The organism is Chitinophaga sp., assembly GCF_039596135.1.
GTDB lineage: Bacteria > Bacteroidota > Bacteroidia > Chitinophagales > Chitinophagaceae > Chitinophaga.
Genome location: NZ_JBCNKH010000001.1, coordinates 125,821 through 140,374 on the forward strand (window position 1 = coordinate 125,821; position 14,554 = coordinate 140,374).

General features: G+C 43.6%; 13 protein-coding genes. 6 read left to right on the plus strand and 7 right to left on the minus strand.

The features are described 5' to 3' along the window. Positions 1-101: 101 nt before the first annotated feature. Positions 102-1,376 (minus strand): c-type cytochrome, encoded by a 1,275-nt coding sequence (locus ABDW16_RS00550; RefSeq protein WP_343667162.1) that lies wholly within the window; start codon positions 1,374-1,376, stop codon positions 102-104. A 424-nt stretch (positions 1,377-1,800) separates the two neighbouring features. Here ABDW16_RS00550 and purN point away from each other — a divergent pair, with 424 nt between their 5' ends. Further along, positions 1,801-2,367: a phosphoribosylglycinamide formyltransferase gene (gene purN / locus ABDW16_RS00555; RefSeq protein WP_343667163.1), complete on the plus strand. Its 567-nt coding sequence runs from the start codon at positions 1,801-1,803 to the stop codon at positions 2,365-2,367. A gap of 40 nt (positions 2,368-2,407) precedes the next feature. Then, entirely contained in the window at positions 2,408-3,073 is a 666-nt protein-coding gene (locus tag ABDW16_RS00560; protein ID WP_343667164.1) for a hypothetical protein, read from the plus strand. Here the strand turns inward: ABDW16_RS00560 and ABDW16_RS00565 are convergent. Further along, positions 3,051-5,156 (minus strand): TonB-dependent receptor, encoded by a 2,106-nt coding sequence (locus ABDW16_RS00565; RefSeq protein WP_343667165.1) that lies wholly within the window; start codon positions 5,154-5,156, stop codon positions 3,051-3,053. The two genes, ABDW16_RS00560 and ABDW16_RS00565, sit on opposite strands and share 23 nt — an antisense overlap. A 131-nt stretch (positions 5,157-5,287) precedes the next feature. Here ABDW16_RS00565 and ABDW16_RS00570 point away from each other — a divergent pair, with 131 nt between their 5' ends. Both ABDW16_RS00570 and ABDW16_RS00575 read left to right on the plus strand, forming a co-directional pair. After that, positions 5,288-5,917, plus strand: a complete 630-nt coding sequence (locus ABDW16_RS00570) for an SCO family protein (protein WP_343667166.1) — start codon at positions 5,288-5,290, stop codon at positions 5,915-5,917. A 2-nt stretch (positions 5,918-5,919) separates the two neighbouring features. Next, positions 5,920-6,348 carry a transcriptional repressor gene (locus tag ABDW16_RS00575; protein ID WP_343667167.1) on the plus strand — a complete coding sequence of 143 codons (429 nt, stop codon included), beginning with the start codon at positions 5,920-5,922 and terminating at the stop codon, positions 6,346-6,348. Positions 6,349-6,411: 63 nt separating this feature from the next. On the opposite strand, the gene ABDW16_RS00580 is transcribed toward ABDW16_RS00575, so the two are convergent. The 3 genes from ABDW16_RS00580 to ABDW16_RS00590 all read right to left on the minus strand — a co-directional run bounded on the left by ABDW16_RS00580 (position 6,412) and on the right by ABDW16_RS00590 (position 10,630). Further along, positions 6,412-8,133: a M3 family oligoendopeptidase gene (locus tag ABDW16_RS00580; RefSeq protein WP_343667168.1), complete on the minus strand. Its 1,722-nt coding sequence runs from the start codon at positions 8,131-8,133 to the stop codon at positions 6,412-6,414. A gap of 324 nt (positions 8,134-8,457) precedes the next feature. After that, positions 8,458-9,108 (minus strand): DUF5606 domain-containing protein, encoded by a 651-nt coding sequence (locus ABDW16_RS00585; RefSeq protein WP_343667169.1) that lies wholly within the window; start codon positions 9,106-9,108, stop codon positions 8,458-8,460. 154 nt (positions 9,109-9,262) lie between these two features. Further along, a complete protein-coding gene (locus ABDW16_RS00590; RefSeq protein WP_343667170.1) occupies positions 9,263-10,630 on the minus strand; it encodes a lamin tail domain-containing protein in 1,368 nt (455 codons plus the stop codon). A 211-nt stretch (positions 10,631-10,841) separates the two neighbouring features. Between ABDW16_RS00590 and ABDW16_RS00595 the strand changes: the two genes are divergently transcribed. Both ABDW16_RS00595 and ABDW16_RS00600 read left to right on the plus strand, forming a co-directional pair. Beyond that, entirely contained in the window at positions 10,842-11,831 is a 990-nt protein-coding gene (locus ABDW16_RS00595) for an aspartate-semialdehyde dehydrogenase (RefSeq protein WP_343667171.1), read from the plus strand. 288 nt (positions 11,832-12,119) lie between these two features. Further along, positions 12,120-12,371 carry a hypothetical protein gene (locus tag ABDW16_RS00600; RefSeq protein WP_143708839.1) on the plus strand — a complete coding sequence of 84 codons (252 nt, stop codon included), beginning with the start codon at positions 12,120-12,122 and terminating at the stop codon, positions 12,369-12,371. 318 nt (positions 12,372-12,689) lie between these two features. On the opposite strand, the gene ABDW16_RS00605 is transcribed toward ABDW16_RS00600, so the two are convergent. Both ABDW16_RS00605 and ABDW16_RS00610 read right to left on the minus strand, forming a co-directional pair. Continuing rightward, on the minus strand, positions 12,690-13,355 hold the full coding sequence (locus tag ABDW16_RS00605) for a DUF2461 domain-containing protein (protein ID WP_343667172.1): 666 nt from the start codon (positions 13,353-13,355) through the stop codon (positions 12,690-12,692). Positions 13,356-13,390: 35 nt separating this feature from the next. Then, positions 13,391-14,470 (minus strand): porin, encoded by a 1,080-nt coding sequence (locus tag ABDW16_RS00610; protein WP_343667173.1) that lies wholly within the window; start codon positions 14,468-14,470, stop codon positions 13,391-13,393. Positions 14,471-14,554 lie beyond the last annotated feature (84 nt).

Genomic DNA, 14,554 nt, shown 5'->3' on the forward strand with positions numbered 1-14,554 from the left:
TATAATTAGCACTATGAAGAATGATGTATGAAGCTGGTATAACGATCTGTTTTACGCTACTACTTTGCTTCCTCCACCAGATTTTATCTTCACTTCTTATATTAATAGTGACATTTCTGACATTCAGTACCACCGACCATTTCAACAGTTACGCTGTCGATCTTGCCATCTTTAACATCCTGGTGGAACTTCTCGAAAATGCTGTAGTATTTGTTGTCAGCAAACTGCACCTTGGTAGTACGGTGACAGTTGATACACCAACCCATTGACAGGTCCGCGAACTGATGAACTTCATCTTCTTCGGTGATAGGACCATGACATGTCTGACATTGTTGCTTACCAGCTACTACGTGTTGAGAGTGGTTGAAGTAAACGTGGTCTGGCAGGTTGTGGATCTTAGTCCATGGAATTGGTTTACCTGGTTTGGTGTAAGCTTTAGCTGTAGCATCCCAACCTACGTATTCATATAATTTGGCGATTTCGGCTGTACCGTTGATCTTCTTGCCTTCAGCATTGAACAGATCACCACCACTGTATTCGCTGATCACTTTGTGACAGTTCATACAAATATTCTCAGAAGGAATCATTGCGTGCTTACTCTTCTCAGCACCAGCGTGGCAGTACAGACAGTTGATCTGGTTCATACCAGGGTGAACTTTGTGAGAGAAGAAGATTGGCTGCTCAGGCATGTAATCTTTTTGACGACCCAGGTTGATCGCACCATTGATAGTGAAATAACCACCAACGATGAAGAGGAGCAGGATCACCAGTGCGATGTATGCTTTGTTCTTGTAGAAAGGAACAGGTTCTGGAACTGCTACGCCTTCTTTATCAGCAGCAAGTTTGTTCAGGTTGCTGTTGATCTGGAGGAGAATCAATGCTACTACTGCAAGGATCAGCGTGATGATACCAAAAAGGAGACTGTTGTTAGCACTGCCTTCTTCAGTAGTCCCGGTTTGCCCAGCTGGAGTTGCACCACCTGCTTTCGCAGTTGGATCATTCTTTTCCTCAACTGCGATCCAGGCGAGGATGTCATCAATATCAGCATCGGACAGACTTGGGAAAGCAGTCATCTGAATTTTGTACTCATTGAACAACGCATTAGCGTATTGGTCACCAGTGGCCAATACAGCCGCTGAGTTATGAATCCATTGGTGTAACAATTTCTTATCACTCCAACGGCCTTCAACACCCGCCAGGGCAGGACCAGTTAGTTTCTTATGGACATTGTGGCAAGATGCGCAGTTGCTCTGAAACAATGCTTTACCCTTGGAAGGATCGGCAGCCCTTACTGAGAAGGAAGCAATCATACCAACGCATAGGACAAGAACACTCACAAAATGCTTACGCATACGGATGGAAACACGACGATACACAGCCTATTTAGTTTAGATTTGACCTTAAGTTTCTTTAAAAAGTGCCAGCAAAAATAAGACACAATATTGACAATTTATCAACAATTATAAAAAAATCTTACTTGCTTCACTAATTCCTTTTTCCTATATATGGCGCGGCAAAGCGCGTAATGATCAGATACTTTTGCATAAGAAAAAACATGATAAATGTCATAAACTACATACCGGTTTCTGAGTTTCCTTGCAAACCTATATATTATCATGTATTATAATATGGTAGAGGGAGGGAAATATAACTCCAGAGTTGTGCTTCAACCTATTTAACCTCATTTCCCTGTGATTGGTTCAAATATACTCCGAAAATTCTGTGATCAAAACAGGCACTGCCAGACATCTGGCGATATTTATCTAATTTTGCACTTTATTTAAGTAAATAAACATCTTCTTGAAAAATATAGCCATCTTCGCTTCCGGTGCAGGTAGTAACGCGCAAAAGATCATAGACCACTTCAGAGGCTCCGACAAAGCCGCCATTACCCTCATCCTGTGCAATAAACCCGGGGCCGGAGTATTTACGATTGCTGAGAATGAACACATCCCTTCTATATTAATAGATAAAGAACGCTTTTTCAGAAGCGATGACTATATTCAGATATTAAAGGAGGCAAAGATAGACCTGATCGTATTAGCTGGTTTCCTTTGGAAAGTGCCGGGCAACCTGGTACAGGCATTTCCAGACCGTATTATTAATATACATCCGGCACTGCTACCTAAATATGGGGGTAAAGGTATGTATGGTCACTTTGTGCACGACGCTGTGATCACCGCCAAAGAATCTGAAAGCGGCATCACTATCCATTATGTCAATGAAAAATATGACGATGGCGCCACTATCTTACAGGAACGTTGTACCATCACCCCGGATGATACCCCGGAAACCCTCGCAAAGAAGGTACAGGTGCTGGAACACAAGTATTATCCATTAATTGTGGAACGATTATTGACTTTATAATCAGTCATACTTTCAGCTAAGAAGCTGGTAACTAAACTTTATGAAACAACCACTGCTTGTTACATGCCTGTTTCTCCTGGGCGCGCTTTCTGCCGTTGCCCAGGATAGCAAATTCCCCTTTCGCCGGTCTACCTACATCAAGGTAAACCCTACTACACTTATTAATGAACTGGATATATCCATCGAACAGGAACTGAGCGAAAAGCTGAGCCTCGAAATCGGTGTATCAGGTATCTATACAGATTATCCCGATTACATCCTGTCTAAAAAAATAGACATCGGACAAAAGAAGCCGGATATCAGCACCGAACAGTTTGTAGATGGACGAGGACTGGGGTTCAGGGCCGGCCTGCGGTGGTACCTGTTTTCTGCAAGAGATGGTTTATACAGGGCCATGGGTACCTACTTCGAACCTGTTTTATTATATAAGAAGGTATTTTACCCCAACCAGGATGTAGACATCAATGACAATAAATACAAACGCTCTGCCACCAAAGATGTATATGGTTTCCAGATCCTGCTGGGCCGGCAGATTACAAAAGATAAAATCATCTTTGATCCTTACGTAGGGCTGGGCATCCGTACCAAGGTCTATCGCTACCAGAACTTCACTGAAAATAATGGGGCCACCCAGTCGAATGATGGCAGACTCGTGAGTGTACTGCCAAGCATTCAGTTGGGTATTAAAATTGGACTGAAACTTTAATACTGCAATTCCGACCCATATTATAGATACCTGATCGCCCATTCGGCGAAGCAGTATAATACTCAAAATATTTTAAGCGGTTCATATTTGCCTGGTACGCAGTGTTCAGCACATTGTCTACCTGGAAGAACAGGTCAAACTTTTTGGCAATAGTGCCTCCCGCTCCCACATTCAATAATACATATCCATCTGTAGCCGTCTCGGTATTGTCTACTGCGTAAAAGTGATTTTGCTTTGCGTAGCCGTCTATTTCCACCCTGCCATACATTTTCGGGAACACCGCCTTCCACTCTGAACGCGCATGCAGCGGGGGGATGAAAGGAAGGTACTTTGCCTGATCGCCATGTTCCCTGATTAACGCTGAATTTTGATTTAACCCGGTTGTATACGCAACACTATTATTGATTTTTAGCCAGTTGATAGCACGGGGATGGAGGTTAATACTGAATTCTCCTCCATAGAGCCTTGCCTTTGACTGCTGGTATTGATAAGTCGCATTGCCTGGTACAATCACTACATCATTGAGACGGGCCTGGTAGATGTAGTTGGTAATATTATTATTGAACAACTCCACACTGATATCCACATCCTCCAGGTAGGCGAGGAAACCAATGTCTTCCTGCAAACTGAATTCAGGATTAAAACTGCGATTACCCAAATACACAATATGTGCACCGGGATCAAGACCATTTGATCCGATCTCTGTAATGTTGGGTGCCCGGTACCCCCTGGCAATATTAGCCTTCAGCAATAAGCGCTCGCTGAGGTTGTAAGTAGCGCCCAGGCTGCCGGAGATGCCATTATAACTATGGGCAAAGGCGGTAAACTGGCGAAAATCGTCCCAGTATATATGGCGATGATCATAGCGGATACCACCAGATAAATCTACAGGGCCAAATGATTTTCTCAGGAAATAAAAGGCCCCGATATCAAACAGGTTGTAATCGGGGATCGGGAAGTCAGTGGCATTTTGACTACGATTGGTTTGATACATCCCATTGGCACCCACTGTCATTTCTATATTATGTACGGTGGGGAGGTTGTAACGAAAGTCGTAGTTCAGGGTATTCAAAATTAAATCCAGCCCCGGCTGTTTAGGTTCAAGGGGATGATTGTACTCCTGGCGAACACTTTGTTGTAAAGCGATGGAAGAAAGGAAGTTACCTATCTTAGTGCGGTTATATAACCTGTAATGACGGATGTGCTGGTGAAGGTCCGCAATGGAATAGGTCTTTAATAAATGATCAGGCACTATAGGACGGTTTTTGATGTCGTCATTTTCACCTTCCGCCACCTGTATGGTGAATTTACGGGTGAGGGAGTCACGGCTGCCATCCGGAATTTCCTGTAGATTATTATATAAGGTGGTGGCGAGCAGGGAATAACCCCATTTTTTGTCTACACGCGCCATGGCAGTACCGTTTAATTCACGAAAGGCAGTGCCGTACACATAGCCATCCACGGCATTGCGGTAGTTGTGGGCTATCTTGCCACTAAGGCGAAAAGCATAATGCCAGTCATTTTTGTGATAGGAGAGGCCGAGAGAGGAGCCAATCATACCATTATTGGATTGGTACTCTGTCAGAAAATTGCCTTTGAGTTTTCCATCTTCGCCATTGGGCAGGTCCGGAATCATGTTAATCACACCGGCGAGGGCATCGGAGCCGTAAGTGAGACTAGCCGGGCCTTTTACAACTTCAGCACGGCCTATACCATATTGGTCTACTTCAATACCATGTTCATCTCCCCATTGCTGCCCTTCCTGCCGAACCCCATCATACAAGGTAAGTACCCTGTTATAGCCCAGCCCCCTGATAAAAGGCTTTGAGATGTTGGGGCCGGTGGTTACAGCAGACACCCCGGGAATGGATTTGGTAATAGCATCAATAAGATTGGTATTGAGATGGGTGATCATCTCTTTTTTTGTGATGATAGAGATAGGGACGGGATTCTTTCTTACGGTAGTGGCACGGGTCACACCGGTCACGATCACCTCATTGAGGTGGGTGGTCTGGAGCGAATCCGTTTGGGCAAAAGTAGCCATGCTACAGAGTATGAGCACTGCAGTTAGAAATCGAAACATGTAGCTTGAATTTTTTACGAAAGTATTTTTTTAATTTTTCATTGCAATAAATAATTTTTAGATAAGCCTAAATTATAGGGTAATAAAGAAAACCCCTACCTTTGCATTATACAAATAACAGATCGGCGATTATGTCTAAGAAGAACGTCTTTTTAATCACTTTTTTCGTGCTACTGGCCATAGCCTTCATGGGATATTCCGGCTATGTGATCAAAGGAGAACAGGGTGATTTCTTTGGCAGGGAAAAACTGCCAGTGCTGGGAACAAACGGTCATATTGTAGGGGGCTTTTCATTTACTAATCAGGAAGGGCGTACCATCACAGCCAAAGATGTGGAAGGCAAAATATATGTAGCAGAATACTTTTTCACCACCTGTACCGGCATCTGTCCTAAGATGAACAAGAACATGGAGAAAGTATATGCCAGATATAAAACCGAACCCAGGTTCAGAATCCTCTCCCACACCGTAGATCCTGAAACTGATAGCATCCCTGTATTAAAGAAATATGCTGAAGAGCATGGCGCAGACCCATCCAACTGGTGGTTCCTGACCGGTTCTAAAAAAGAATTATACAAACTGGCACGACAAGGTTATCTTGTAGATGACGGTACCTATGCCGGAGACGAAGACTTTGTGCATACCCAATGGTTCGCCCTCGTAGATGGGAATGGCCGTATCAGGGGATTATACGAAGGCACCAAAGCCGCTGACGTTGACAAGCTGATCACTGATATAGACAGGCTGCTAAAGGAGGAATAATTATGGACATCACACACAAAACACATATCACGGAATTGTTGAGAGCAAGCAAACTCAGCATAACAGATACGCGGTTAAAGATCCTGGAGCTGTTCATGGAGAGCAGTGGTGCACTGGAACATAGTAGTTTTGAAAAACTCGCCGGTCAGTCTTTTGACCGTGTGACCGTGTATCGCACATTACAAACTTTTCTTGATAAGGGACTGATTCATACCATTCCCACTACCGATACCAGTATCAGGTATGCCCTGTGCAAATCTGACTGTTCAGAACATGATCATCACGATCACCATATTCATTTCAGATGCGAGCATTGTGGCACCACGATTTGCCTGGATGAAACGGAGATTCCTGTGATACAGCTACCGAAAGGATATGCTGCACATAATATAGATGTAGTAGTAAGTGGAGTATGTAAAGAATGTAAATAATAATTACGCCCTGCAAAAAAGGATCGCTATGCGATCCTTTTTTGCAGGGCGTAATATCTATAATCAGATCTTGTCTATTTCGGCCTGTACAAAATCTGCCAGCTCCTTCACATAAGCAGGAGAGAAGTCGAACTTAATCCCCGCCGCTTTGTACAACTCCGGCAATGTGCGGGTACTACCCAGGCTCAATGCCTTTACATAGTTATCAAGTGCCTGCTGTTTATTTTCCTTGTATTGTTTCCACATCGCAATCGCACCCAGCTGCGCAATACCATATTCGATATAATAGAAAGGCACTTCAAACAGGTGCAACTGGCGCTGCCAGCTAGCCGCTCTTGACTCTTCCAGCCCGGTGAAGTCTACTACATTTGTTGAAAACTCCTCCAGTATAGATAGCCATGCAGCTGTACGCTCTTCCACTGTATGCTGTGGATGCTCATACACCCAGTGCTGGAACTTATCGATAGTGGCAATCCATGGGAAGATCACAATGGCCCTTTCCAGCTGTTGCAGTTTAGCACGACGCAGTTCTTCCGGATTACTGAAGAAGATATTCCAGTGATCCATGGTAAACAGCTCCATACTCATACTTGCTACCTCAGCAATCTCCATTGGATACTCCTTAAAGAAACTCAGTTTCAGGTTATGGCTCAGGAAGGAATGTACCGCATGGCCACCTTCGTGTACCATGGTTGTCAGGTCCTTCATCTGCCCCGCTGCATTCATGAAGATGAAAGGTACCCCGGTTTCGGCCAGCGGACAGTTATACCCACCCGGTGCTTTCCCTTTACGGCTTTCCAGGTCCAGCCGGCCCATTTTCTGCATTACGCGCAGGCAATTGCCAAAGAACGGTCCCAGCTCATCGAAAGTTTCGATGGCTTTGTTAATCAGTTCTTCCCCGGTATGGAAAGGTTCCAGTGGTTTCACACCTGCAGGTTCTGCCTCACCATCCCAGGGCCTCAATACGTCCAGCCCCAGTTTCTGACGTTGTTTTTCCTGGAAGTTCTTTACCAGCGGCAGGATGTGCTCCTTTACGGCTGCGTGGAACTGGAAACAGTCTTCTTTGGTATAATCGAATCTGCCCAGGTCTTCAAATTTATAATCCCGGTAGTTGGCAAAACCGGCATTCTTTGCTACCTGGTCGCGTTTTTGTACCAGGGTGGTATACAGCTGGTCCAGCTGATCCCTGTCCTGGAGGCGGCGGGCAGAGGTTTTGCGGTATACATCTTCCCTGAGGGCGCGGTCGCTGCTTTCCAGGAAGCGGGCAGCCTGCTGCAGGGTATACTCCTGGCCATTTACATTGATGGTCATTTTGCCTACAATCGGGCCATATTGCTGGGATTGTACGCTCAGTTCAGCCAGCAGGGGCACATTTTCCTCCCGGAACAGTTTTACCTGTTTCTTTACGCTGCGCAGGTAAGTAGCATACAGGTCCTGGTCCAGCTGGTTCAGGTATTCGCTTGCCAGCAATTTTTTGTTCAGCGCGTCTGTATAAGGCTGCAACTGGGGCTGTATTTCCATACAGAAGTAGGCGAATGCCTCTTCCAGGGATTTGTCGGTGGTATCGCAGGTCATGCGGATCTGGCGCCAGGCCACGTCTTCGCTGATCACTGCATCCAGTTCGCTGATGTCTTTCAGCCATTTTTCCAAAGTAGCCACACTATCTACCGGTCTTGCTAATAATTCGTCAAAATATGGCTTCAATGCGTCCCACGTAGTCACTTTAAAGTCTTCAGACAGAAGTGTACGTGGCTGTTTATCAATGTTTGCGTCTAATGTCTTCATAATACTAAAATAAGAAATTAATATCAGAGCCATACCTTACTCTTAGCATAGATAGTGCATCAAAAGATCACCAAAAGGGCACTTCAATATCCCCGGGGATAATGAGGTGCCCTTTTGGTGACCTTTTGGTGATCTGTTAGCAGTGAACCTATACTATAGCTTAGTCGAAGAAGCGTCGAAGAAGCGTCGAACAACAGTCGAAGGAGATTCGAACAACAGTCGAAGAAGCGTCGAACAAGACGTGGACCTATAACAATAAAAATGCCTGACGGAAAACGCGATTGCGCTTTCCGCCAGGCAACATTTTATTCCTGGAAGGAAATACTATTCCTCAGTCTTCTTTTTCTTAGGAGCAGCCTTCTTTTTAGGCGCTTCCTCGCCTTCAGCAGCAGGCGTTTCTTCCTTCTTAGCCTTAGTCGCTTTTTTAGGTTTAGCAGCTGGTGCTTCTTCACCTTCAGCAGCGGGTGCTTCTTCCTTAGCTGCAGCTTTCTTAGGCTTCGCCGCCTTCTTAGCAGGTTTGGCTGCTTCTTCTTCAACAACCGCAGTTTCGGCAGCTACTTCTTCAGCAACTGCTTCTTCCGGCTGTTCGTCGAATTTCAGCAGGTCATTGTTTTTGAGGATGGTATACCATTTTACCATCTTCTTCATATCACTCACATACACCCTTTCTTCATCGAATTCAGGGAATACGCTTTTGAAGTAAGCTTTGATCGCATTATTGTCGGCCTTAGCATCCACCAGGGCCGTTTTACCATCTTGCTCCTGCATAGCCTTGAATACTTCCGCCAGGTTTACATTTTCACCTGTTGTAAATACTTCAATGCTTTCCAGGGGGGTAAAATTATGGATGCGCGAACTCACAAAACGCGTACTCTTGTCTTCCAGAGATCTTACAATGGCACCATCCTGTTTGCTGGCGATCAACTGAAATAAACCGCCCAAACCGGTTACTGCAACTATTTCTCTATACTGCATGTTCAAATTTTTAAGAAGCGCAAATATAAAAAATCGTTTTTATCCGACAAATTGATCCTACTTATACTTTAATTTTCTTCCTAATGATCAACTTCCCTGACTATTAATATATTAAAAAAATATTTGCCATTAGCAACTATAAAAGTTGACAAAATCAGGCATTTTTTCTCTTTGCCAATACCAACGGGAGCTTCCAGCGCTGCACATCTCCTTCAGGATCAAGGAGGGAGGCAAATACAACATATAGGCCAGCTGGAGCTAAATTGTGTGCATCATCTGTCCCATCCCAGGTAAAAAATCCTTTTGGAGGGAGTAAAAAACTATTGCACACCGTTCTGACTAACCTGCCCGCAGCATTATATATAAATATATCTGCTACCGATCCGGCACCATTTAGTGCATAACTGATCAAGGCCACATCATCTATTCCATCATTATCGGGTGAAAACACTTCTGGGGTCAGGGTCAACTTGCCGGTCAAATCTACTGCGTTTAACTGCTGGGAATTTTCAATTCCCGGTGTCGCATATCCCACCGTTGCGGACGCAGAATGCCAATTAGAAATTTGTTGTGTCGGTGCATTTACATCGAGTCGTTCCAGAGATACCCCTTTTGTGCTTTTTGCCAAAGGAAAATGCATCGCATCTGAATAGTGTAATGCATCTATTGTATCCCCACTTTTGTCTGTTATAAATATATCCCCACTTTCATTTGTCAATGCAGGCAGTGACATCTTATATACATGCATGCTATGATACTGTTGATTCAATGCATCGGGGTCACTTGTGAATGCAGCATATGCACCCGGCTCCAATGTGCCCGAAGGAAATGCAACCGGGTCTGTCAACCCTCCATTTGTCTTTCTTCTGACAAAAGATAATTGTGAAAGTGACACGGGTGATACACCATTATTATATAACTCTATAAACTCAACGACTCCATCATATAATATTTCATTGATCACGACCTGCATTTTTCCGGGTGTACCCACGATCACGTCATCGAAAAAATGCTTGCCTGCAAAAGAAGCAGTGGATTGCCGTACTGCAAATCCCATCACAGTTGCAGCAGCGTACGTGCTATCTGTTGCATTACCTTCTATTACATCATTGACCTGTAGTGTCCATTCATATTGTTCATTGCATGTCACTTTTACATTTAATATATTAGTTGTATGGTCAGTGACCCCATCTCTGCCATCGATGAGTAGTACAGGCGTTGTATGCGGATCTTTCCGGTATAAACAGACTTCATCTTTCGTGTTACCTACCCTTACGAAATACCCGCTGAGTAAGGAATCCAGCAGGTCACGTTTATCGGCACACAAATATGCATCTACATAGTTTAAAGATGAAGTATTGAAGTTGAGCTGCATGTACCATTGCCAGGTATTACCTGCGGGTGGTGATGAAATAGTGGATATATAAAAATTACTATTAATCTGTTCGAAGTTACTTTTCAATTGTCCGTTTTGAATTGTCCACGCGGAGTCAGTGCCGTACCATCGCGAGGCATCTTTCATATCTTGATAATTAAAATATTCTTCGAATTGGGCATGAGCGGAAAGAGCATGCAAAAGCATGCAAACACAAACAATGGGAAACCTCATTTCTTAATAATTTACAAATGATTCAGGGCCAAAATTAGTGATTTTCTATGATTCATAGAGATACATTGAAAACCGATAAGGTTGTAGTAAATTTGCATCTCCAAAAATTTAAAATGTAAATACAATGAAAGTTGCCGTAGTAGGAGCTACCGGACTGGTAGGCTCAAAAATGTTACAAGTGTTAACGGAAAGGAATTTTCCGGTTACAGAACTCATACCCGTAGCGTCTGAGAAGTCAGTAGGTAAGGAAGTAACATTTAAGGGCAAGCAGTATAAGGTAGTCAGCGCAGATACGGCAATTGCCATGAAGCCAGCAGTAGCACTATTTTCTGCAGGTGGCAGCACTTCCCTGGAGTGGGCACCTAAATTTGCTGCAGCAGGTATTACTGTTATTGACAACTCTTCTGCATGGAGAATGGATCCTACCAAGAAACTGGTAGTACCTGAGATCAATGGTAAAACACTGACTCCTGAAGATAAGATCATTGCCAATCCAAACTGTTCTACTATCCAGATGGTACTGGCATTAAATCCACTGCATGAAAAGTATAAAATCAATCGTGTAGTAGTATCTACCTATCAGTCAGTAACCGGTACTGGTGTAAAAGCAGTAGAGCAGTTAATGAATGAGCGTAAAGGAGTAGAAGGCCCTAAAGCTTATGCACACCAGATAGATCTGAATGTGATTCCGCAGATCGATGTATTCCTCGACAACGGATATACGAAAGAAGAGATGAAGATGGTGAATGAGACTGTAAAGATCATGGGGGATAGTAACATTCGTGTCACTGCTACAACTGTTCGTATTCCTGTAGTGGGTGGTCACAGTGAATCTGTGAACGTTGCCTTCGATAATGAGTATGAATTGAGTGAAGTGCGCAGCATATTGGAGAAAACGCCGGGTATAATTGTAGTAGATGATCCTACCAATGCAAAATATCCAATGCCAAAAGATGCACATGAGAGAGATGAGGTGTTTGTAGGCCGCCTGCGTCGCGATGAGACCCAGGAAAAGACCTTAAACATGTGGATTGTCGCAGATAATTTGCGTAAAGGTGCAGCTACCAATGCAGTGCAAATAGCAGAATTTTTACATGCACAGAAATGGATCTGATTAATACGTCCATGATATTCGCTAACGTATATACGTTATAACATAAACTATTGAGAGCAAGTGACCTATCACTTGCTCTTTTTGTATCAATTAGTATTATTCTGATGAGAAATTTGTATCACCGAAACAAAAATTACACAGAAGTAGTATTGATTAATGAAGGATAAAATTCAATTTTGGTATCAATAATCCTATGCCAACTTACTTCTGCCAAAAAAGTTCAAACTTAAAGAAAGTAAGGTGCTGACAGAACTAAAATTCACAAATCCGTAAACACCCTTAAGTCCTATGAAAACCAACGCCAATCGTGAGCTTTTATTGATGCACAAATTTACTGAGGAGTGGAGCAACAACTTTTCTTCACAGGTATCACGCATCATGAACATTGTAGATCAACATGATACACTGGATGGCATTATCCCAATCATTGAGGTAGCCAACGTGTATAACCAACGTTTTGCGCATACTAAAACGGACAAAGAAAATCTGTTGAAGAATCGTAAGGCAAGGCCATTTGAGTTCCTGATCCACAAAAACTAGCCTGCAAAGTACTTGTCCCGTATTTATCTGTTGGCCGCTTTAACATGTGTATATGTCAGGTATACATATCCGGCAGATAGGACTACAGACGAGTTTATTTTGTAATGGGGATTGTCTAAGAAATCGAAGAGTGTATTGTAGATGAGCGTTAATTGCCTGTGCCCCGAGTATTGCACAGGATTAGAATTTTTTGTCCTAATGAAAATGGTGTTTTGAACGGAAAAGGGCTGACTAAAAAGCCAATACAGTGTCATTGCACAGTGAGTGCAGCAACCATAGCTCTTTAGTCAGCCCGGAGATTGGGTGAAAATGGAACCATTATTCCAGGTCCAGTGCCCGATCCATGAATTTTACAAAAGGCTGCATGACAGCAAAGATTTTCAGAATTTCTCTAACAAGTGCAGGCTGTAAGGTAGCATCGTCCTGGATGTGGTGCCATACGGTGAAACTTTTTAGTTTCAGGTAAGCTATAGCCGGATTGTCTGGCTGGTACCCCTGCGGCACGGTCTTAAGTGCTTCTCCCTCTATTTTCCCAAAGTAGCGGATGAATTCCTTATTGGATATAATCTGCTGGAATTCCTCAAAATTGTAGTCTATTTCCTGTCTTACTTTCTTTAATACCGAGGCTTCGGGCATCCAGAGGCCACCGCCTGCAAAGCTATTGCCCCCTGGCTCCAGGTGGAAATAATAACCCGGACGGGGTGTTTTGCGACCACCAGGAGCAAATGCTGCCCCCATATTCGTTTTGTAAGGGGTTTTGTCTTTTGAGAACCTTACATCTTTGTATATACGGAATGTACAGTCCTTTACCTGTAGCCCGATCAGCACAGGATCCTGTTTGCAAAGGCCATCCAGGATCTGCTGTACCACACTATCAAAGTCAGACTTTGCCTGCTGATAGTCCCCTTTATGGTCATCGAACCATGGTTTATTGTTATTCTTGCTAAGTGATTTCAAAAATTTCAACGTGGTGGGCTGTAACATGTATCAGATTTTGTACACAAAATATAAAATAGCTTCTAAAAATGATACGTTGCAGCCACTAAAACATTGGGCGATGTGCTCGCAGGCGCGCCATCGTGTTTGTTAAAAATATCTACAGATGCTTTATCGAGTCTGAATTCAGGGATAATAGTCAGGTTCCCTACTTTATAGTTCATAGAGACCGTACCTGCCATTACATGTCCACCACTGGTGCCGGCAAAGGTTTTGAGACCATCGGCATCGTCAAAGTATTCACCCCTCAGCGTTACACCCAGTCTCTTGTTGAAATCAATGTTCATATATATAGCTGATCCCCACCATTTGGCTGTGTTGTCGATCTCCTCTTTTTCACGGGTATTCTTGTAGGTGCTGATGGTACCATTGTAACCAAAGCCAATTACATCGCTCACGTTATAGAGCGCTACAAAGTCCAGCTGATGGTTCTGAATACCAGCCGTATCGCGTCCTTCCAGGTAGTTCAGGTACAGCTTGAGCGGCGTGGTATTGGCACTATACCCAACCTGTGCACCAATATATTTACTGTTCGACCACGAAGCAGATTTGAAATCGGTTGGATTGAATACCCCGATCATGGCAGACAGGTGATCATTGATCGTGATGTCGGCCTTTACACCTGTATTGAAGAACGGACCATTGCTGAACATATAGCTCATGCTGTAATTCCTGTTCTGATAGGCGTCTACAAGCTCATAACCTACGTGTGTGGCAAAACTACCCATGCTGATCTTCAGCTTATCCAGTACCTGGTAACTAAGGTAAAGTTGTTTGATGGCCATTTCCATACTTCCTTTATCATCAGGATGCTCATTGTACGAAAACTCCGCAGCTCTTCTGCCAAATCCAAGATCGGCTACGATGCTACCCTTCTGAAATGTATGCTCAGCCTTGAGCGAGAACATACCTAGTTCAAAACTATTTTGCGAATTAGTGAAACTTGTCTTATTGTCCGTGCTGTTACCATTGAAATTATACTTGTAATAAACATCTGCTGAACCAGAGATATTCACTAATGGGGCTTTGGTAGTATCTACCGTTTGAGAATAGGCAAAAGAAATCTGGCTGGCAGCAAAGGCTGCCAAAAAAAGTTTTTTCATGCAGTAAAATTTGGATGATAAAAGAGTGTGCTAAATCTACGTGGTAGCTGCTTCTAGCAATAGGAACAATAAGGCAATAAAAAA